Genomic DNA, 20,907 nt, shown 5'->3' with positions numbered 1-20,907 from the left:
TTCTGAAAGGGGAGCCGTAATGCGAGTCGACGTTTCCTTGTTTTCTAGCGAGTCAATCCCGAAGGATCTCGCCCGCCTGCTAGTAGTGGTGGTGGATGTTCTTCGGGCCACTTCCACCATTTCCACTGCGCTTGCCAACGGGTGTGAGGAAGTCATACCCACCGAGAGCATCGAGGAAGCCATCAAGATCGCGCGGGGCTATGCAAGGCCCGACTATGTTCTCGGGGGTGAACGCCGCGGTGTTGCCGTTGAGGGGTTTGACCTTGGCAACTCTCCACAGGAGTACACGCCCGAGAAGGTGGCAGGGCGCAAAGTCATCATCACAACCACGAACGGCACGCGCGCGATTAAGGAGTACTCCGGCGCACGCGAGATATTCACGGCATGCTTCCTGAATGCAGATGCCGTTTTTGACGCCTGTGCTGCTTGTCCCGATTCCGACGTGCTGATCGTCTGCTCCGGCCAGGATGGCAGGTTTTGCATGGAGGACACGATCTGCGCGGGTCTCCTCGCATCCAGGTTTGGGAGGGAACTGGGGGCGGACGTTTCCGATGCGGCGCGGGCGGCGTCGATTCTGTATGAGCGGTGCGAGGCGTCGATTGAAACCGAGCTGTTCCGTTCAGAACACGGAGCTTACCTTGCGGGGATAGGGTTCGAGCAGGATGTGACCTACTGTTCTCAGCGCTCTGTGATGAGCGTGGTGCCTAAGGTATACGACCGAAGGGTGATCAGAAGGGCTCTGCAGGCCCAGAGGGGTGAGTGACTTGTTGAAGGACGTCGAACGCGACGGTGTTGTGAAATGGGAGGATGTCGAGGCCTCAGAGGGGTGTCCCAGCGCTGATCGCATGGCCTCCGGAGCTGTGGCAGTGATCGAGTGTCTGCAGGAGATTCCGTGCAATCCATGTGAGACCGGATGCCCATTCGGCGCAATATCAGTCGGAGATCCCATAACCAGGCTGCCACGGCTCGACGAAGCAGAATGCCGCGGATGCGGAGTATGCGTCGCTGCCTGCCCTGGGCTCGCCATATTCATCGAGGATTCATCGGGTTCCGGCGACGAGGGCAAGGTGACCATTCCGTTCGAGTACATCCCAGTTCCCCTCAAAGGAGCACGAGTCCGCGCCACTGACCGGCAGGGTCGGGAGATCTGCGACGCGACGGTAGTAGACGTCAAGCAGCCCAAGGTCGGCAACAAAACTGCAGTTGTCACCATCTCAGTGCCAAAGAGGCTTGTGCATGAGGCGCGCGGAATCGCCATGTCCTGGTGACCATTGCCGACTGGGTAGACTAGGTGAGCTGATCACAATCCATTGGCCTGCGCGGGCCGGTCCGCACTCGCGGTCGGACCGGCCCGATAGGTTGAAGGGGGCCCTATAGAATGGCCGGGAGATTCTCGGCTCATGTGGCAGACGACATCAAGGAGGTACTCTTCTCGCCAGAGCAGCTTAGGGCGCGCGTCGCCGAGCTTGGCGCGGAGATATCGCGAGACTATGAGGGCAAAGACCTGCTCTTGGTGTGCATCCTCAAGGGTGCGCTCGTTTTCATGTCGGACCTGATGCGTTCCATCACGATTCCCGTGGGCATCGATTTCATGGCCGTAACGAGCTATGGCGCTGCAACTCGGTCGTCAGGAGTGGTGAGGATAATCAAGGACCTCGATGCGTCGGTTGAGGGCAAGCACATTCTGATAGTGGAGGACATAGTCGACTCAGGGCTCACCTTGAGCTATCTGGCGGCGAGCCTCCGGAACCGGAAACCTGCATCCGTGAAGGTGTGCACGCTTCTGGACAAGCCCGACCGGCGCGAGGCCGATATATCCTCCGACTACAACGGGTTCGTTATACCCGATGAATTCGTTGTGGGCTATGGACTGGATTATCAGGAGATATACCGAAATCTGCCCTACGTGGGCGTGCCTAAGGATTACGTATGGAACGGCGAGGCGGAGGAGTAGAAAGTCTATGAAGTCCAAGATCCTTATTGTCGATTTCGGCTCCCAATATACCCAGGTGATCGCCAGGAGGGTTCGAGAGGCGAATGTGTACTGCGAGATCATCCCCTACTCCGCTTCCGCAGAGGCGGTCCGGGGCATGGCGCCATCGGGGATCATACTCTCAGGCGGTCCGGCCAGCGTATACCAGCAAGGCGCACCATCGCTGGATCCGAAGATCCTTGACATGGGCGTGCCGATCCTCGGAATCTGCTATGGAATGCAGCATGTGGCTCGCGCCCTTGGGGGCGAGGTCCGCAAGGCCGACAGGCAGGAGTTCGGCCGGACAGAACTAGAGCACACTGATGACTCGCTCCTGTTCGATGGGGTTCCGCCGGCCTCCAGAGTATGGATGAGTCACGGCGACTCGGTGGAGGAGCTTCCGGCAGGTTTCAGGGTGGTCGCATGGTCCGCAAATACCCCAGTCGCCGCGATTGAGCACCGTGAGCGGAGGATCTGGGGGGTGCAGTTTCATCCTGAGGTCGCCCATACTGAGCATGGCAAGAGGATTTTGGAGAATTTCCTTATGAAGGCGTGCAGCTGCTCCAGGGACTGGACCGCAGGATCCGTGATAGAGGAGTCGGTGGCCCATATCGCGAAGCAGGTGGGCGATGAGCGAGCAGTGTGCGCACTCTCCGGGGGCGTGGATTCTTCAGTCGCTGCGCTGCTCGTCCAGAAGGCGATAGGGGCCAGGCTGACCTGCGTTTTCGTAGACCACGGGCTTCTGCGCAAGGAAGAGGCCCAGGTAGTGGAGGATGTATTCAAGCGCCACTTCCACATGAACCTCATCGTCGTTGATGCGCAGGAACGATTCCTGGGAAGGCTCAGTGGTGTGGTGGACCCTGAAGCCAAGAGGAAGATCATCGGCGAGGAGTTCATCCGGGTCTTCGAGGATGAGGCTGCGAAGCTAGGGAACGTGCATTTCCTGGTCCAGGGCACTCTGTACTCTGATGTAGTGGAGAGCGCATCCGCCACAGGCCGTCCGGGGGCTGCGATAAAGAGTCATCACAATGTGGGCGGACTGCCCGAGGATATCAAGTTCGAACTCGTTGAGCCCCTTCGCGATCTGTTCAAGGATGAGGTTCGGCAGATCGGTCGGGAGCTCGGCCTGCCAGCGCAGATTGTGGAGAGGCAGCCGTTCCCAGGTCCGGGCCTTGCAGTGAGGATCATCGGAGATGTGAACCGCGAGAGGCTCGGCATACTCCGCGAAGCAGATGCCATCGTCCGCGATGAGATAGAGAGTTCCGGGGCGAACAGGGGTCTGTGGCAGTATTTCGCGATCCTGCCAGCCATGCGCAGCGTTGGGGTGATGGGGGATTTCCGCACCTATGCGTATCCAGCGGTAGTTCGGGCCGTCATCAGCGAGGATGCGATGACCGCGGACTGGGCGAGGCTTCCATATGAAGTGCTGGACAGGATATCCACGCGGATAGTGAATGAAGTGCCTGGGGTGAACCGAGTCGTGTATGATATCACAACCAAACCCCCGGCCACTATAGAATGGGAGTAGGTCGGGGGCCTTGCTGGTAGAGCGTCGAACAGATGGCGAGGCGCGCGGGCGCCGCGCGTCGCTCATGGCAGATCTGTCTCTAGTGGGGATCTGCGTCATATGGGGCACGAGTTTCGCGATAGTCAAAACTGTTGTGCAGGGGATAAACCCGGCGGCCTTCATCGCCGCCAGGTTCGCCCTGGCTGCGGTCTTGATCGGGCTTGGGGCCTGGAATCGCGTGAAAATACTGAACTGGGCGACGTGGCGAGCAGGGCTGCTGCTGTCCATCCCGCTCTTCTCCGGGTTCATACTTCAAACACACGGCCTCGGCGCTACCACCGCATCGAAGGCTGGATTCATCACAGGGATGCACGTGGTGTTCACACCGCTCCTTCAGTGGATCATTCTACGCAGGAGAGTCCACGGCTACGAGGCGGCCGGGGTGGGGGTGGCCCTCGCCGGCCTCGGCATGCTCACGCTATCTGGTTCTGCGCGTCCGTCCGCCGGAGACCTTCTGGTGCTGGCGTGCGCTTTTGCATTTGCGGTCCATATTGTGATGCTCGCGCATTACTCTCCTAGGCATGATGTGGTGCTCCTCTCGTTCACCCAGATGGTGTGGGCAGCGCTCTTGGCAGCTCTGGTCGCTGGGAGGGACATCACCGAGGTGCTGTCATACAACAGAGAACTGGTTCTATCGGTCGCCTATCTCGGGGCTGGCGGAACTGCCCTCGCTTACCTGGTGCAGACTGTGGCGCAGAAATACACCCCTCCGATTCGGGCGGCGCTCATTCTGCAGTTGGAGCCGGTGTTTGCCGCGATCTTCGCGCGCATACTCATCGCCGAGCAGATGTCGGGCAGGCAGTATGCAGGCGCTGTGACGATATTCGCGGGCATACTCGTGTGTCAGATTGGCGATAGCATGCTAGAACGGGAGGTGTCATGAACCGGTGAGAGAACTTGAGATCGCACTTTCTGCTGCACGGGCGGCAGGTGCGACGTACGCGGATGTTCGGGTAGTTCGCGGAGCTGAGGAGCAGCTATCTGTGCGCAATGGCTGTGTGGATCAGGCATCCAGCGGCTCATTCAGTGGGCTCGGTGTGAGAGTGATTGTGAACGGTGCATGGGGCTTCGCCGCCACAGGCTGCGTGGACGAGGCCGAGGCCGCGAGTGTGGCTCGTAAGGCTTCAGATATCGCACGGGCGAGTGCGGTTGCGAGGAAGCACGACGCGGCGCTTGCACCGGCCGAGCGCGTGGTGGCTGAGTGGAGTTCACCATGTGTGGTGGACCCGTGGTCGGTCCCGCGGGCGCGGAAGATCGACATACTCAGGGAGGCATGCGCTAAGGCCATGGCTTCCGGAGCAGATGTGAGGATCGCCAACGCGGGCATGCGCGCGATAGACGAAGAGAAGACCTTCGCGAGCAGCGAAGGATCATTCATAGCTCAGCATTCCGTGATAACAGCTTCCTCCGTGAGTGCGATGGCAGTGGGCGGGGGAGAGGTTCAGATCAGGTCTTATCCGGGGACTTTCGACGGAAACATGCGCCAAGCTGGGTTCGAATGGGTCGAGAGCCTCGATCTTCCGGCGCACGCCGGCGCAGTGGGCTCTGAGGCTCAGGCGCTGCTCTCTGCGGAGCAGTGCCCATCCATGAAGACTACTCTGATCATCGGGTCGAACCAGATGGCACTGCAGATCCATGAATCCTGCGGGCATCCTGTGGAGCTCGACCGCGTGTACGGCACGGAGGCATCATACGCGGGCACTAGCTTTCTCACGCCAGAGAAGCTTGGCAAGTTCAGATATGGCTCCAAACACGTGAACCTATACGCAGACTCCACCATTCCAGGCGGCCTCGGGACTTTCGGATATGACGACGAAGGCATTGCCTCCGGCAGAAGCGACCTGGTTCGCTCTGGTTTGTTCGTGGGATACCTGATGTCGAGGGAGACGGCGGCCGCTCTGGGCACGTCGAGCAACGGGGCCATGAGGGCGAGTGGATGGGACCGGATGCCCATCATCAGGATGACGAACATATGCCTCGAACCTGGGCGCGAGTCCTTGGCATCGCTCATTCGTGGAACTGAGGATGGGGTTTTCGTGGATGGCATCAGGAGCTGGAGCATCGACGACCGGCGACTGAACTTCCAATTCGGCGCCGAAATTGGCTGGCGCATCCGCAATGGCGAGCTTGCCGAGATGGTGAAGAATCCTACATATACGGGAATAACCCCTGAGTTCTGGGGATCCTGCGACGGCGTGGCTGGGCGGGATGAGTGGGTGTTGTGGGGAGTGCCCAATTGCGGAAAGGGCGAACCCCTGCAGATCATGCGTGTTGGACACGGCACTGCCCCAGCCAGGTTCAGAAATGTGAAAGTAGGTGTGGGAAGATGGTAGGGAAGGAGCGAGCTTTCGAATCGATCAAGGAGGCCTTCGCCTCGTCCCGCGCCGACATGACCGAGATCGTGCTTATATCGGAGCGGGATTCTCTCACGAGGTTCGCCAACTCCGAGATTCACCAGAATACGTCGGTGGATGATGTAACAATCATGGTGAGAGCCATAGATGGAACGAGAGAAGGATGGGCTTCCACTAACCAGCTCACTCCGGAGGCCTTGGCCGATGCAGCCGCGCGCGCTCTGGAGATGGCCTCGGTGCAACCTGCGAATCCGGATTTCCCTGGGCTAGCGGAACCGGCACAGTACGAGGACGCGCACGGGTACGACGAGACGACTGCCGCCTTCGGCCCGATGGAGCGGGCAGAGGCGGTCCAGTCAATCATCAGACAGGCCGACGCCCACAAGTTGAATGCTTCCGGCGCACTCCGAACCAGGGTAAGGGAGATCGCCGTCGCCAATACGTTGGGAGTCTGCGCATGGCACGTGGGTACCGACGCATCGCTCGTCACGGTCGTCATGGAGAGCTTCGAGGCGAATGCCGGCTCTGGATATGCGGAAGCGGGAGCGATGCGAGTCGGAGACCTCGACTTCCAGGCCTTGGGCGCGCGAGCGGTCGATAAGTGCATTGCGTCAATGAACCCTGTGGCAATCGAACCAGGCGAGTTCGTGGCGGTGCTGGAACCATCGGCTGTGTCCACAGCCATGGAGATGCTAGCATACATGGGCATGAATGGGTTATCCTTCACCGAAGGCAGGAGTTACGCCTCAGGCCGACTAGGCGCCAAGGTCACATCTGAGATGGTGACGATTATCGACGATTGGCGTCATCCCAGGATGGCGCCGTTGCCCTTCGACTTTGAAGGCGTTCCCCGCAAGCGTGTGCCACTGATCCAGAACGGCCTCGCCGCTGGTGTGGTGTTCGACAGGGCAATAGCGGCCAGGGCGCACACGAAATCCACCGGTCATGCTGTTCCGGGCGGGGAAGAGAAAGGCGGGTATCCCATCCATCTTGCGATGGCCACAGGCATCTCCTCAGTTGAGGAGATGGTGGCAGAGACCGAACGTGGAGTGTACGTGACTCGGTTCAACTATGTGAACCCGGTCCACCCAACCAAGACCATAATCACCGGAATGACGAAGGACGGCACTTTCCTCATAGAGAATGGACGAATCACGAAGCCCCTGAGGAACCTCAGGTTCACCGAGTCGATACTGGATGGCATCCTAGGCAGTGTTCAGGCCATATCCAGGGAAGCGGAGCTGATCCCAGCGCTTGGCGACGGCGGGCTCTACTCGGCTCCAGCCATCAAGACAGGTAGACTCAACTTCACAGGGGCTAGCGCGTAGCGTAGAGGAGCTGACCAGGCTATATGACCGCAGACAGCAATTCGGCAGACGGAAACCGCATCAGGGTTAGGATAGCGCCCTCTCCCACTGGCAACTGCCATGTGGGGACGGCGCGCACTGCTCTTTACAACATGCTCTTCGCGAGGAAGTACGGAGGCAAGTTCATCCTCAGGATCGACGACACCGACCTCAAGAGGAACACCAAGGAGTCGGAGGAAGGGGTCTTAGAGGGTCTGAGGTGGCTTGGCATCCAATGGGACGAAGGGCCGGACGTGGGTGGCCCATTCGCTCCCTACCGGCAGATGGAGCGAGCCGACTCATACCGGGAGGCTGCGGACAGGCTCCTCGCAGAGGGAAAGGCGTACCGATGTTACTGCTCTCCGGAGGAGCTGGATGCAGAGCGGAAGGCGGCCCTTGCCGCCGGCAGGCCCCCTCGCTATTCCGGCAAATGCCGCGGCCTGACCGCTTCCGACCATGCCAGGTATGAGGCTCTCGGCGTGAAGCCCGTGATAAGGCTCTCTGCGCCAGAGGAGACTCTCGAGTTCGTTGATCTCCTCCGTGGGCATCAGCGGAAAGATATGGGCGAGCGCGGTGATTTCGTGATCGTTAAGTCGGATGGGAGCCCTATCTACAACTTCGCCACGGTCATCGACGAGCACCACATGGAGATAAGCCACGTGTTCAGGGCAGTGGAGCATCTTACGAACACCTTCGACCAGCTATGTGTGTACCGAGCCTTGGGATGGACGCCTCCTGAGTTCGGCCACCTTACTCTCATGCTCAACCCCGACCGAACGAAGATCTCCAAGCGAGCAGGGGCGGTGTACATCGGCGAGTTCCGGGACATGGGCTATCTTCCGGAAGCGCTCATCAACTTCCTCGCCCTCCTCGGCTGGAATCCAGGCACTGAGCAGGAGATATTCAGCATGGATGAACTGACCGAGGCCTTTTCAGTGGAGACGCTCTCGAAATCGGACGCCATCTTCGACATGAAGAAGCTCAACTGGTTCAACGGGGTGTACATAAGGAATCTCACAGTCGCTGAGCTAGCCTCGCGGGTGCGCCCGTTCATGGAGAAAGCTGGGCGCCAGGTGGATGATGTGCGCCGGTTGGAGCAGGCGGTGTCTCTGGTCACCGACAGACTCGGCTTACTCACGGAGGCGCCGGAGATGCTGGGCTTCCTATTCGCTGATGAAGTGGAATTGCAGCGGCAGGAGTTCGGAACCAAGAGCAAGGAACCACCGGCCAGGATCGCAGACGCCTTGAGGGCCGCGGCCTCAGCCATGGCGGATGTTGGCGAGTGGACACACGAGAACATAGAATCTGCTCTCAGAGGCGCAGCGGAGTCCATGTCCTGGAAGGCCGGAGATCTCCTCATGCAGGTTCGAGTCGCCATAACGGGACGGCGAGTCACTCCGCCGTTGTTCGAGAGCCTCGCCCTTCTCGGGCGAGAGAAAGCGATGGCGCGGATTGGCAAGGCAATCAGCCTGATGGAGGAGTAGGCGAATGGGCCGAGACCTGCTTGAAGCGCTGAACCCGCCTCAGCGGGAGGCCGTCGTTCACACCGACGGCCCTCTTCTCATTCTGGCCGGCGCCGGCAGCGGGAAGACCAGGGTGCTCACCCACAGAGTGGCCTACCTCATTGCAGAGGCGGGAGTGGCCCCAGGCAGCATCCTTGCTGTGACCTTCACCAACAAGGCGGCATCGGAGATGAAGAACCGCGTGGTCGACCTTGCGGGGCGCCCAGGCATGTATGTGTGGATATCCACGTTCCACTCGTTCTGCGCCAGGGTGCTTCGGGATGAGATCGAGTCATTGGGATACAAGAGATCGTTCATTATCCTCGACGAATCGGACCAGCTTACTGCGGCCAAGCGTTGTTTGAAGGAGCTCAACATATCCGGAGAGATGTTCAAGCCCCAGGCTGTGCTCAGTGCAATAGGCACAGCCAAGAACGATCTGGTGGGGCCGGAGGAGTACGCGGCGAACGCACGGGATGAGAGAACACGCACCATCGGCAGAGTGTACGCCGGATACCAGCAGGCCTTGGCCCGCGACAATGCGCTGGACTTCGATGACCTGATCATGATCACCGTGAGGCTCTACCGGGAACGGCCGGAGGTCCTGGTGAAGCACCAGGAACGTTTCCGATATATAATGGTCGATGAGTACCAGGATACCAACCGCGCCCAATACATGCTGATCAAGCTGCTTTCGGCAAAGCACTGCAACATATGCGTGGTGGGCGATGACGACCAGTCGATATACCAGTGGCGAGGCGCCGATATCCGAAACATACTTGACTTCGAGCGAGACTACCCCAATGCCCGTGTAGTGAAGCTGGAGCAGAACTACCGGTCTACAGGCACTATACTAGACGCCGCCAACAGGGTAATCGCCAACAACAGAGGAAGGAAGCAGAAGACCCTCTGGACCTCGCGGGAAGCGGGGGCGAAGATAGCGATATACGAGGCCGGGAGCGAGAAGGAAGAGGCGCGGTTCATCGCCGATGAGACACAGCGACTGGCAGTCGCCGAGAGGCGAGGCTACAGGGATTTCGCAGTGCTGTACCGGACTAACGCGCAATCCCGCGTCATAGAGGAAGTGCTCCTGAACCGGGGCATCCCCTACAGGATAGTTGGTGGACTGAAGTTCTACGAGCGGCGTGAGATCAAGGACGTACTGGCATACCTAAGAGTGGTGGAAAACCCTGGGGATTCCATCAGCCTAGAACGGATAATCAACGTTCCCAGGCGGGGAATAGGCGGCACGACCCTTGAGGCAACGCGGGCCATAGCTGCGAGGAACAGGCTGCCGCTGTATGGAGGGGTGGCAATGGCCGCCGAAGCGCCAGAGCTATCCGCGCGGGCGCGCAAGGCCATGCAGGAATTCGTTGACACGATGGAAAAGCTCATATCCTGCAAAGGACAGCTCAGCGTCTCGGACATGGTCCAGCGTATTATGGATGAAACCGGATATCAGAGAGAGCTGGAGCTAGAGAAGACCATCGAGAGCGAGAGCAGGATCGAGAACCTCCGGGAACTCAGAACGGTTACTCTCGAGTTCGAGGCTAGGCAGGCCGCAATTGCTGCTGCAGCCGATGCCGCGGCGGAGATCGGGTCCGTGCGCGTAGTGAGCCCCACCGACATAGGGGCATTCCTTGAGGAAGTCTCGCTCCTCACCGATCTGGACAGAGCGGATCTTTCAGGAGATTCCGTGACGCTGATGACACTCCACTCCGCAAAGGGGTTGGAATTCCCCGTGGTCTTCATCGCCGGCATGGAGGAGAACCTGTTTCCCCTGGCGCGGTCGGCCTACGATCCGGAGGCGCTTGAGGAAGAGCGCCGGCTGTGCTATGTGGGAATCACCAGAGCGAAGGACCGGCTTTACCTTGTTCGGGCGAATCAGAGGAGCATATATGGAGCGACGACTCAGAACGAGGCCTCACGGTTTCTCTGGGAGATTCCCGAGGATCTGCTGGTGGACGCCTTCAGCTGGAGATACGCAGGGGTTCCCGGCGGATTGCCCCCATCGAGGGCTGGAATTAGGACTCTCGGCAACGCGGCGTCGGGCGAGGCCCATGCTCGCAGGGGAACCGCAACTGAGGTGGTCAAGAGAGCCGCTGCTGCCTCTGCCGGGGATGCAGAGTACTCGGCAGGCGATAGGGTGAGGCATGCACGGTTCGGCGACGGTGTTGTTGTTTCCGTGGTTGCCAGTGGCGGCGACTGGGTCATCACCATAGCTTTTCCGGCGCCCCTTGGCATCAAGCAGTTCGCCCAGAGCTTCGCACCGATACAGAAGGCATAGTGCTGGGGGGTGACTGATTTGATCGATCCGTCCAGAAAAGTGCAGGAGCTCAGAGAGGCCATCCGGCATCACAACTGTCGTTACTACGTGCTCGACGATCCGGAGATTACCGATGCGGAATACGATGCTCTGATGCGGGAACTCATCGCCCTAGAGGAGGCTCACCCGGAGCTTTCCGATGAGAATTCCCCCTCGCGCAGGGTGGGTGGGGAGGCAGCGTCAGGCTTCGAGCCGGTCTTCCATGAGATTCCCATGCTCTCCCTCGACAACGTGTTCGATGAGGGTTCGCTTCGCTCATTCGATGCAAGGGTCAGGCGAGGAACCGGTCTCGACCAGGTTGAGTACGTGGCCGAGCCGAAGATCGATGGACTTGGGATCTCCCTTTCCTACCGTGACCGCAAGCTTGTCGTCGGTGCTACCAGGGGCGATGGCGAACGGGGAGAGAACGTGACGGCCAACCTTCGGACAATTCGGGCCATACCGCTTGTGCTTCCTGCGGACGCCCCCAGCTCGATCACGGTGCGTGGAGAGGTATACATGCGCAAGCCCGATTTTGCACGGCTCAACGCGGAACGGGAGGAGAACGGAGAGCCCATGTTCGCAAATCCGCGGAACGCTGCCGCGGGCTCTCTGAGGCAATTCGATCCCAAGGTGACCGCCTCGCGAAGGCTCGATGCGTTCTTTTACTACGTTCCAATGGCCGTGGACCTCATCGACACCCACTGGGGGGCTCTTCAACTGATCAGGTCCCTTGGGTTCCAGGTGAACAAGGAGATCAGTGTGTGCCGAGGGATCGACGATGTGCTTAGGTTCCGCGACCGGATCGCTGAGGCGCGGAACACGCTGCCATATGAGATCGATGGGATCGTGGTGAAGCTGAATCGGTTGGACCTCCAGAGGGAGCTGGGGTTCACATCCCACTCGCCGAGGTGGGCGACGGCGTACAAGTACCCGGCCGTGCAGGCGCAGACCATTGTCCGTGATGTCGTCATCCAGGTGGGAAGGACAGGTGTGCTCACACCTACAGCGGTGTTCGAGCCTGTGAGTGTCGGGGGTGTGACGGTCTCCCGTGCATCACTGCACAATGAGGACTACGTGCGGGCCAAGGATGTGCGGATTGGAGATGCGGTTCTTATCCAGCGTGCCGGGGACGTGATTCCAGAGGTTGTGCGCGTGCTTTTGGAGAAACGCACTGGAGAGGAGCGGGAGTTCGTAATGCCTCTCACCTGCCCGGAATGTGGGGCGGATGTGGTAAGGGAGGCAGGAGAGGCCGCCACCAGATGTGTGAACATCTCATGCCCGGCTAGGATACGGGAGGGCATGATCCACTTCGCATCGAGGGATGCCATGGATATCGACGGCCTGGGTCCATCGGGTGTGGAGCGCCTCCTTGCTTGCGGGCTGATGAGCGACGTGGCGGACATATACTCTCTAGCCGTCGATCAGCTAGCCAAGGTGGAGAGGATGGGACGCAAGTCCGCCGAGAATCTGGCATCGGCCATACAGGCGAGCAAAGCGAACCCACTCTATCGGCTGGTTTTCGCTCTGGGGATACGCCATGTGGGCGTGAACACCGCGAAGCTCCTGGCCTCCCATTTCCGCTCGATGGATGCGCTTGAGGGCGCTGCCTACGAGGATCTTCTGGCTATTCCCATGGTGGGCGATGTGGTGGCGTCGAGTGTCGTGTCGTTCTTCTCGTCCGATCAGAACCGGGCGACAATCGGAAGGTTGGCTGCAGCTGGTGTAAGGATGCGAGATGAGGATGAACAGACACGAAGCAGGGCAGACAGCTTTGATGGGAAGGTCTTCGTTTTCACCGGATCCCTTTCCCGCCTCACCCGCCAGCAGGCCGAGGCGGCTGCCGAGTCCCTCGGGGGTCGCGTAAGCTCGAGTGTGAGCCGGAAGACAGACTACGTTGTGGCCGGGGATGATGCCGGGTCCAAACTCGCGCGGGCGAGAGAGCTGGGCCTCGCGATCATGTCTGAGCAGGATTATCTCAAGATGCTTGAAGATGCGGGAGCGATTCCCGCTGATGGTGGTGAGTGAATTGGCAATTACCAGAGAACAGACAGCCCACGTTGCCGACCTCGCCAGGCTCAGCTTCGACGAGGAGGAGCTTGAGCAGGTGGGAGCGGTGCTTTCTGTGATCATCGCTTACGTGAACAAACTGGGTGAGCTTTCAACCGAGGGAGTGCAACCCACTGCCCACGCTCTGCCGATGGTGAATGTGTACCGCGAAGATGAAGTAGGGCCATCCCTCACTCAGGAAGAAGCGCTGGCGAATGCTCCGGAAAGAGACGGCGCGTTCTTCCGAGTGCCCAGGATCGTCGAATCGGCCGAGGGGGGAGAAGCATGAGGCTGTGTGAGCGCACTGCCCACGACCTACGGGGCATGCTCGTCCGTGGAGAGGTGACATCAAGGGAGATCACCGAATCGGTGCTCGACCAGATCGGGAAGGTCGAGGAGAAGATCGGGGCATATCTCACCATCACGCCGGAGCAGGCTCTTGCACAGGCAGATGCCGCTGATGCAAGGATTCGCGCGGAACAAGGCAACCGGTGCGGCGGCCAGTGCGGCGGAGTTGGCAGGGGCGGAGACGATGCAACAGGGCAAGCCCCGGGCATTCTGGGCATCCCGGTGGCCATGAAGGACAACATATGCACCAGGGGTATTCGCACGACCTGTGGATCGCGTATGCTCGAGAACTTCGTTCCGCCGTACGACGCCACCGTGGTGAAGAAGCTCCGGGATGCGGGCGCAGTGATCATTGGGAAAACCAACATGGACGAGTTCGCGATGGGTTCATCCACGGAGAACTCCGCGTTCCACATTACGCGGAATCCATGGGATTGCCAGAGAGTGCCTGGAGGTTCCAGCGGCGGTTCAGCTGCGGCAGTGGCGGCGGGCGAGGCGATCATGGCTCTTGGGACCGACACCGGGGGATCCGTGAGAGAGCCTGCATCGTTCTGCGGAGTCGTTGGAGTGAAACCCACATATGGGCGGGTGTCGAGGTACGGGGTAGTGGCCTTCGGCTCTTCTCTGGACCAGGTCGGCCCGCTCGCCAAGGATGTGGAAGATGCTGCACTGCTTCTGGGCGTGCTCGCTGGCCTAGACGGGTGTGATTCCACTTCGGTGCCGAAGCCTGTGCCCAACTATGCGAGTGCGCTGGATCGCGGCATTAAGGGGCTCTCCATCGGGGTGCCGACGGAGCTGTTCGGAGCGGGCCTCGACCCTAGAGTTCGGAAGCTTGTGGAGGACGGAATCTCGGCCATGGAAGGCAGGGGCGCGAGGACTGTGCAGGTGTCAATGCCTCACGCAGAGTACGCCCTCGCGGCATACTACATAGTCGCTACTGCGGAGGCCAGCTCCAATCTGGCGAGATTCGATGGCGTGAGGTATGGACACAGAGCGGCAGGCTCGGAGGATATCACCAGCCTGATGAAGAGAAGCCGAAGCGAGGGATTCGGCGCCGAAGTGAAGCGTCGGATCATGTTGGGAACCTATGCGTTAAGTTCCGGGTACTACGAGGCGTACTACGCAAAGGCCATGAAGGCGCGTACGTTGCTCAAGAGGGATCTCGAGGCTGCATTCGAGATATGCGATGTGCTTGTATCGCCTACTGTGCCGTTCCTGCCGTTCAAGATTGGCGAGAAGTTCGACGACCCGCTCTCGATGTACCTCGCGGACGTGTACACGACCACGGCGAATCTCACCGGCGTCCCGGCCATCTCCGTGCCGTGCGGGCTTTCCGATGGTCTGCCAGTTGGAATTCATCTGGTGGGCAGGCTCTTTGACGAGGAGACGCTGTTTTCCGCTGCGAGGGCGCTTGAGGAAGCGTGCGGTGTGGCGCGCATGAGACCGCCTGCAGCGTGTGGATGCGGCGATGTGGAAGAGGGGAGGAATGGCAGATGAGCCAGGACTACGAGGTCGTTATAGGCATGGAGGTCCATGCGGAACTGGCTGCCGAATCCAAAGTCTTCTGCAGGTGCAGAACGGAGTTCGGCGCCCCTCCCAACAGCCAGACCTGCCCGGTGTGCTTGGGGATGCCCGGGGCCCTGCCAGTGCTGAACAAGAAGGCGCTTGAGCACACAATGCGCGCCGCGCTCGCCTTGAACTGCACTATTGCGGAGTACAGCAAGTTCGATAGGAAGAACTACTTCTATCCTGACCTTCCCAAGGCGTATCAAATATCTCAATACGACCTTCCAATCGGGAGAGACGGGTATCTGGATATCGACGTGGATGGAAAGGCGAAGAGGGTTCGGATTCGCCGCGTGCACTTGGAGGAGGAGACCGGCAAGTCAGTGCATGCGGGGGATGACATCATATCCGCTACGCAATCGCTGATGGATTTCAACAGATGCGGAATCGGACTCATGGAGATCGTGTCGGAGGCGGATATCCGTTCGGCCGATGAGGCGAGGGCATACCTGTCCAAACTGAGGTCGGTGCTGCTAGCTGTGGGCGCGTCCGACTGCAAGATGGAGGAGGGCTCCATGAGATGCGAGGCGAACGTGTCAGTGATGCCGGTCGGCGCCAAGGAGTACGGCACCCTCGTTGAGCTGAAGAACATAGCATCCTTCCGCGCCGTTCACAGGGCGATCCAGTACGAGTCCGCAAGGCAGATCCAGCTGATCGAGGCAGGAGGCAGGGTGACGCGGGAGACGCGCCATTGGGACGACGCAAAGGGGCAGACCGCCTTCATGCGCAGCAAGGAAGAGGCTCACGACTATCGGTACTTCCCAGAGCCTGACCTTGTTCCGCTCTTGATCGACAGATCCTGGGTCGAGGAGATGCGCAGGAACATGCCTGAGCTCCCAGATGCCAAAGCCGCGCGATATGCGCGCGAATGGGGGCTCCCCCAGTGTGATGCTGCGCAGATTGCGGACTCGGCAGCTCTGGCAGGCTTCTTCGAAGCCACCGTGGCGCTGCACCCAGACGGGCGCGAGGCAGCAAAGTGGCTCCTAGGAGACGTATCGGCGGCGCTGAACGCGACTGGGATTGAGCTATCGGCGTCGAAGCTCACGCCGGAGCACCTCGCCGAGATGCTGAAGATGATAGCGTCAGGCATGATATCAGGCAAGATCGCGAAATCGGTGTTCGAGGAGACCTTCAACAGCGGCGCCGCGCCAGCCAAGGTGGTGGAGGAGCGGGGGCTTTCGCAGATAAGCAACACATCGGAGCTTGAGGCGGTGATCGCGCGGGTGCTGGAGGCGAACCCTGGCCCTGTCGCGGACTACGCTGCAGGCAAGGAGAGGGCCATCACCTTCCTGGTGGGGCAGGTGATGAAGGAGACCCGAGGACGGGCCAACCCCGGCGAGGTCAACAGGATACTCAAGGAGAAGCTTTCTCACTAGGGATTGCCGTGTCGCTCGCAAGCACAGCGCGGTCGGGACAGGCAGAGGGGAGATGGCGGCCATGGACAGTGGACGGGGGATCAATCTCGATGGCCTGGCCAGGGTCTCCCGACCGAGTGCTTACGGTAGAAGTAGAGGGGCATGCCGTCAGGGTGACAGGCGTTGAAGACCTCTATGACGCCAGACGGCTAATGGATCAGATGAAGGCGCGAGGCCGCCGCCTCGCGCCTTCTCAATCAACCGGTCCAGCTCGTCGACGCTGGCCCGCCCGTTACGCTGTGGTGAACAGGAGTGACTCTCCATCAGTTGACGCGTCTACCTTGATCGTGTCGCCCTGTTTGAACTTGCCCTGGAGTATCTCGAGCGCCATGGCGTTCTCCAGCTCTTTCTGGATCGCTCGCTTGAGGGGCCTCGCGCCGTACACTGGGTCGAACCCGGCTTTCGCGAGGAAATCGCGGACTTCAGGGGTCCAGGTGATCGAGAATCCCTTGTCGGCGAGCCTGCCTCGGACCAGCTCCAGCTGGATCTGGACGATCTTCGCAATCTCATCCGCTCCGAGGCGGTTGAAGATCAGTATCTCATCGATTCGATTCAGGAACTCGGGCCTGAAGGTCTGCTTCAGAACCTCCGTGACCATCTGCTTCAATGCGGCTTCATCCTGGGGGCCGAAGTGCTCGGTGATGTACTGGCTTCCCAGGTTGGAGGTCATGATCACTACCGTGTTGCGGAAGTCAACAGTTCGACCATGCCCGTCGGTGAGTCGCCCATCGTCGAGCAACTGCAGCATCACGTTGAACACTTCCTGATGTGCCTTCTCGATCTCATCGAGTAGTATGACTGTGTATGGTCTGCGGCGCACAGCCTCTGTAAGCTGGCCGCCCTCTTCGTAGCCTACATAGCCAGGGGGCGCTCCGATGAGCCGTGCAACGGTGTGCCTCTCCTGGTACTCCGACATGTCGATCCTCACCATGGCTCGCTCATCATCGAAGAGGAACTGGGCCAGAGCCCGTGCAAGCTCGGTCTTTCCAACTCCTGTCGGCCCTAGGAAGAGGAATGACCCGATCGGCCTATTCGGATCCGACAGCCCCGAACGGGCGCGCCTCACTGCGTTCGACACTGCCTTGATGGCCTCGTCCTGCCCGATCACCCTCTGCCCGAGTAGTTCCTCCATGTGGAGAAGTTTCTGGGTTTCCCCCTCGAGCAGCCGAGATATGGGGATCCTAGTCCACTTGGACACCGCCTGAGCGATGTCTTCCTCCTCGACCTCTTCCTTGAGATAGCGCCCATCCTCCTGGAGAGAAGCCAGCTCGGAGTTGGCTTGTTCCAGTTCGTGCGCAAGTGTGCGCTGGACCCCATATCGAAGCTCTGCGGCCCGGCCCAGGTCAGCTGCGCGTTCAGCGTTCTCCTCCTCGAGCCTGGCCTCCTCGGCCTTTCGCTTGATGTCTCTGACTTGGGAGATGGCGTCCTTCTCCTTCTGCCAGTGAGCCTTCATTTGGCCTGATTTATCCTGCAGTTCAGAGAGTTCGGAATTGAGTTTGGCGAATCTGGCTCGGCCCGCCTCGTCGTCCTCTTTGTCCAGCGCATGCCGCTCGATCTCCAGTTGCATGATTCTCCGCTCCACCTCGTCGATCTCCGCGGGCATGGAGTCGATCTCCATGCGAAGCTTGGACGCGGCCTCATCGATCAGGTCGATGGCCTTATCAGGCAGGAACCTATCGGAGATGTAGCGGTTTGAGAGCACTGCCGCCGCTACAAGCGCGGAGTCCTTGATTCTCACGCCATGGTGAACCTCATACTTCTCTTTGAGCCCCCGCAGTATGGCTATGGTGTCCTCAACAGATGGTTCGTTCACCATGACCGGCTGGAACCTGCGTTCCAGGGCAGCATCTTTTTCGATGTACTTCCGGTATTCGTCGATCGTTGTCGCGCCCACGCATCTGAGCTCTCCTCGGGCAAGGGCGGGCTTGAGCATGTTCGATGCATCGATTGCCCCTTCCGCGGCCCCTGCGCCTACCAGGGTGTGGAGTTCATCTATGAACAGGACAACCTGGCCCTGCGCCTCTTCAATCTCCTTGAGGACTGCCTTGAGCCTGTCCTCGAACTCGCCCCGGTACTTGCTCCCGGCCACCATTCCGCCCAGGTCGAGTGCGAGGATGCGCTTGTCCTTCAGGCTCTCCGGCACATCCTTCGCAACGATTCGCTGAGCCAGGCCTTCAACGATGGCAGTCTTTCCGACTCCCGGCTCTCCGATCAGCACTGGGTTGTTCTTGGTGCGGCGAGAGAGTATCTGGACCACGCGGCGCACTTCATCATCACGGCCAATCACCGGATCCAGGGCGCCCTTACGTGCAAGAGCGGTGAGATCACGAGTGTACTTCTCCAGAGCCTGGTACTTCTCTTCGGGGTTCTGATCGGTGATCCTCTGGGTTCCCCTCACGTCTACGAGGGCCTTGTATATGTCATCTTTTCCAGCTCCGAGCGAGCGGAGGATCCTGCCTGCTTCATCGTCGCTTCCGGCAATGGCGAGCAGAATATGCTCCACGCTTACGAATTCATCCTTCAGCCTCTTGGCCTCGCCCTCGGCCTCGTCGAGGAGTGTGGCGGACTTCGTCGACAGATACTGCCCGGCCTGCTGTCCGTACACCTTAGGCAGCTTGCCCAGGGCGTCCTCCACTTCGCGGGAAATCGTCTCTGGGGTCGCTCCTAGTTTCCCGAGGACGGGTGCAACCACGCCCTCCTTCTGTTCAAGCAAGGCCAGAAGCAGGTGAAGCGCCTCTATGCTCTGATGCTGGCGTTCCTCTGCTATCGCCTTCGCCCTTGCTATCGCTTCCTGCGATTTGATGGTTAGCTTGTCGAATCTCATGACGCTCCCCCCGTTTCACTTGGCGCCTGTGGCATTGCTGCCGCGCCGGATCCTCGCTAGCTCCGCGAATAGCTCGCGCTCACGTTCAGTCAGGTTCCTGGGCAATTCCACAGCAACTTTGACGAGAAGATCGCCCTTCCCGTCCTCCTTGTGCTTGGGCATGCCCTGCCCGCGCAGGCGGAGAGTCTGTCCGTTCTTGGTCTCCGCAGGCAACTGCATAACGGCGGACCCTCCATCCAAGGTGCGCACGCTGACCTCCCCGCCGAGAACTGCATCGGTGAGTGGAACAGTCACTTCCGTGCGAAGGTCGTCCCCGCTCAGCTCGAACCTGGCATTGGGCCTTATGACCAACTTGAGGTACAGATCTCCGCGGCCACCGGGGTAGGGGGCGCCTTCTCCCGCGACTCGGAGCTTCGAACCACTCCTAACGCCACGAGGGATATCCACAACGATTCGTCGTCTTGACCCGTCTGGAGAGTCTGAGATCTCGATTGAGCGCTGCCCGCCCCGGTAAGCCTCTTCAAGGTCTATCTCCATTTCGTGCTCGGTGTCTGCTGAGCGCGCATTGCGCACCTTTCGTCCTGCCTCTGCTGCGCCCTGAGCATATGCAGATTCACTGTACGAACCTCCCAGATCGAACCCGCCGAAGAACTGCTTGAAGAAGTCGCTGAAGTCCCCATCTGAGAGGTTTCCAAACGTGAATGTGGTTCGCCTGTAGCCGGGTTGGGTTCTCCCGCGCCCTCCAGGCGGCCATCCCGGCCTTGCTGCGCCGCCCCATCCGGCGCCGTTTCCTGAGGCGCCGGCCGAGCCCACCCTGGAATACTGATCCCAGTTCGCCCCGAGCTCATCGTAACGACGGCGCTTCTCAGGGTCGGATAGCACCTCGTTTGCCTCTGATACTTCCTTGAAGCGTTCCTCGGCGGACTTATCGCCCTGATTCACATCGGGATGGTACTTTCGGGCGAGCTTCCTATAAGCGGACTTGATCTCCTTGGCGGTGGCGTTCTTTGACACCCCGAGGATCTTGTAATAATCCTTGAAATCCATCATCTATCCTCCAGGCGCACCGCGATTGTCATCCGCCGAATTCGCGGCTATGGCCTTGCCACTCGGGCCATGGTTGGCCTAATGACATCTTCATCGTACGTGTATCCCCGTCGGAGCTCGTCCACGATCGTCTCCACTTCGAGGTTTGGATCCTCGCACACTGCTACTGCATCATGGAATCGCGGGTCGAATGGTTTGCCCAAAGCCTCGATGGGCTTGACTCCGTCACAGGCAAGAGCCTCCAGGAGTTTCCTGGTTATCACCTCGACACCATGGCGGAGCGAAGTGTAGTCGGCGTCAGACGCCAATGCCCGCTCCAAGTCATCCACGATCTCCAGCACCCTTAGGACGAGATCTTTCTTGCCGCACCTTACGTTGAATGCAAGGTCGCGTGCGGTGCGCTTCTGGAAGTTGTCCAGATCGGCCAGGGTGCGAAGGTATCGGTTCCAGTTCTCTGAAGCCTTCGCTTCAGCCTCTGAGAGCTTCGCGGCCATGTCGTCGGTGGGAACGGCGCCCTGCGCAGCCTGCCCGTTTTCATTGCGGTCTTCGTAGCTCATATGAACACCTCGTTGCTAATTGTAGGCGGCCCGGGAAGGCGGCAAATCCGTCTCT

The 20,907-nt window shown here is 59.8% G+C and carries 16 protein-coding genes; 13 read left to right on the top strand and 3 right to left on the bottom strand.

The genetic code is table 11. The features are described 5' to 3' along the window. Positions 1-19 precede the first annotated feature (19 nt). From VB144_03285 to gatB, 13 genes are all read left to right on the top strand, one after another. Positions 20-763 (top strand): 2-phosphosulfolactate phosphatase, encoded by a 744-nt coding sequence (locus tag VB144_03285; GenBank protein MEA4882681.1) that lies wholly within the window; start codon positions 20-22, stop codon positions 761-763. Next, positions 756-1,268 carry a 4Fe-4S binding protein gene (locus VB144_03280; protein ID MEA4882680.1) on the top strand — a complete coding sequence of 171 codons (513 nt, stop codon included), beginning with the start codon at positions 756-758 and terminating at the stop codon, positions 1,266-1,268. Before VB144_03285 ends, VB144_03280 begins: the two co-directional genes overlap by 8 nt. Positions 1,269-1,402: 134 nt before the next feature. Continuing rightward, positions 1,403-1,954, top strand: a complete 552-nt coding sequence (hpt, locus tag VB144_03275) for a hypoxanthine phosphoribosyltransferase (GenBank protein ID MEA4882679.1) — start codon at positions 1,403-1,405, stop codon at positions 1,952-1,954. A 7-nt stretch (positions 1,955-1,961) separates the two neighbouring features. Further along, positions 1,962-3,500, top strand: coding sequence for a glutamine-hydrolyzing GMP synthase (gene guaA / locus VB144_03270; GenBank protein MEA4882678.1), 1,539 nt, complete (start codon positions 1,962-1,964; stop codon positions 3,498-3,500). Between the two features lie 10 nt (positions 3,501-3,510). After that, positions 3,511-4,422 carry a DMT family transporter gene (locus VB144_03265; protein MEA4882677.1) on the top strand — a complete coding sequence of 304 codons (912 nt, stop codon included), beginning with the start codon at positions 3,511-3,513 and terminating at the stop codon, positions 4,420-4,422. A 4-nt stretch (positions 4,423-4,426) separates the two neighbouring features. Next, positions 4,427-5,872: a TldD/PmbA family protein gene (locus tag VB144_03260; protein ID MEA4882676.1), complete on the top strand. Its 1,446-nt coding sequence runs from the start codon at positions 4,427-4,429 to the stop codon at positions 5,870-5,872. Further along, positions 5,866-7,221, top strand: a complete 1,356-nt coding sequence (locus VB144_03255; protein ID MEA4882675.1) for a TldD/PmbA family protein — start codon at positions 5,866-5,868, stop codon at positions 7,219-7,221. Before VB144_03260 ends, VB144_03255 begins: the two co-directional genes overlap by 7 nt. A 23-nt stretch (positions 7,222-7,244) precedes the next feature. Then, positions 7,245-8,723 (top strand): glutamate--tRNA ligase, encoded by a 1,479-nt coding sequence (gene gltX, locus VB144_03250; protein MEA4882674.1) that lies wholly within the window; start codon positions 7,245-7,247, stop codon positions 8,721-8,723. Positions 8,724-8,727: 4 nt separating this feature from the next. Further along, positions 8,728-11,028, top strand: coding sequence for a DNA helicase PcrA (gene pcrA / locus VB144_03245; GenBank protein ID MEA4882673.1), 2,301 nt, complete (start codon positions 8,728-8,730; stop codon positions 11,026-11,028). A gap of 9 nt (positions 11,029-11,037) precedes the next feature. Continuing rightward, a complete protein-coding gene (gene ligA / locus VB144_03240; protein ID MEA4882672.1) occupies positions 11,038-13,074 on the top strand; it encodes an NAD-dependent DNA ligase LigA in 2,037 nt (678 codons plus the stop codon). 1 nt (position 13,075) lies between these two features. Continuing rightward, positions 13,076-13,384 carry an Asp-tRNA(Asn)/Glu-tRNA(Gln) amidotransferase subunit GatC gene (gene gatC, locus VB144_03235; protein MEA4882671.1) on the top strand — a complete coding sequence of 103 codons (309 nt, stop codon included), beginning with the start codon at positions 13,076-13,078 and terminating at the stop codon, positions 13,382-13,384. Beyond that, positions 13,381-14,940: an Asp-tRNA(Asn)/Glu-tRNA(Gln) amidotransferase subunit GatA gene (gatA, locus tag VB144_03230; GenBank protein ID MEA4882670.1), complete on the top strand. Its 1,560-nt coding sequence runs from the start codon at positions 13,381-13,383 to the stop codon at positions 14,938-14,940. Before gatC ends, gatA begins: the two co-directional genes overlap by 4 nt. Next, the gene (gene gatB, locus VB144_03225; protein MEA4882669.1) at positions 14,937-16,385 is read left to right on the top strand and encodes an Asp-tRNA(Asn)/Glu-tRNA(Gln) amidotransferase subunit GatB; all 1,449 of its coding nucleotides are present in this window, start codon (positions 14,937-14,939) and stop codon (positions 16,383-16,385) included. Before gatA ends, gatB begins: the two co-directional genes overlap by 4 nt. A 271-nt stretch (positions 16,386-16,656) precedes the next feature. Here gatB and clpB read toward each other — a convergent pair whose 3' ends face one another. Genes clpB through VB144_03210 form a run of 3 tightly spaced genes read right to left on the bottom strand, consistent with a single transcriptional unit; the run spans position 16,657 to position 20,852 of the window. Then, positions 16,657-19,248 (bottom strand): ATP-dependent chaperone ClpB, encoded by a 2,592-nt coding sequence (clpB, locus tag VB144_03220; GenBank protein ID MEA4882668.1) that lies wholly within the window; start codon positions 19,246-19,248, stop codon positions 16,657-16,659. 15 nt (positions 19,249-19,263) lie between these two features. Beyond that, positions 19,264-20,295 (bottom strand): J domain-containing protein, encoded by a 1,032-nt coding sequence (locus tag VB144_03215; protein ID MEA4882667.1) that lies wholly within the window; start codon positions 20,293-20,295, stop codon positions 19,264-19,266. A gap of 47 nt (positions 20,296-20,342) precedes the next feature. Further along, on the bottom strand, positions 20,343-20,852 hold the full coding sequence (locus VB144_03210; GenBank protein MEA4882666.1) for a nucleotide exchange factor GrpE: 510 nt from the start codon (positions 20,850-20,852) through the stop codon (positions 20,343-20,345). Positions 20,853-20,907 lie beyond the last annotated feature (55 nt).

Source organism: Clostridia bacterium (genome assembly GCA_034926675.1).
Classification (GTDB): Bacteria; Bacillota; DTU025; order DTU025; family DTU025; genus JAYFQW01.
Note: the sequence above shows the minus strand (reverse complement) of the source record. Positions and strands in the feature narration are given on the sequence as shown.

Excerpts from the sequence above, each read along its gene's own strand:
- VB144_03285 (MEA4882681.1), top strand. The coding sequence starts at position 20 with ATGCGAGTCGACGTTTCCTTGTTTTCTAGCGAGTCAATCCCGAAGGAT.
- guaA (MEA4882678.1), top strand. The coding sequence starts at position 1,962 with ATGAAGTCCAAGATCCTTATTGTCGATTTCGGCTCCCAATATACCCAG.
- VB144_03255 (MEA4882675.1), top strand. The coding sequence starts at position 5,866 with ATGGTAGGGAAGGAGCGAGCTTTCGAATCGATCAAGGAGGCCTTCGCC.
- gltX (MEA4882674.1), top strand. The coding sequence starts at position 7,245 with ATGACCGCAGACAGCAATTCGGCAGACGGAAACCGCATCAGGGTTAGG.
- pcrA (MEA4882673.1), top strand. The coding sequence starts at position 8,728 with ATGGGCCGAGACCTGCTTGAAGCGCTGAACCCGCCTCAGCGGGAGGCC.
- gatA (MEA4882670.1), top strand. The coding sequence starts at position 13,381 with ATGAGGCTGTGTGAGCGCACTGCCCACGACCTACGGGGCATGCTCGTC.
- gatB (MEA4882669.1), top strand. The coding sequence starts at position 14,937 with ATGAGCCAGGACTACGAGGTCGTTATAGGCATGGAGGTCCATGCGGAA.
- clpB (MEA4882668.1), bottom strand. The coding sequence starts at position 19,248 with ATGAGATTCGACAAGCTAACCATCAAATCGCAGGAAGCGATAGCAAGG.
- VB144_03215 (MEA4882667.1), bottom strand. The coding sequence starts at position 20,295 with ATGGATTTCAAGGATTATTACAAGATCCTCGGGGTGTCAAAGAACGCC.
- VB144_03210 (MEA4882666.1), bottom strand. The coding sequence starts at position 20,852 with ATGAGCTACGAAGACCGCAATGAAAACGGGCAGGCTGCGCAGGGCGCC.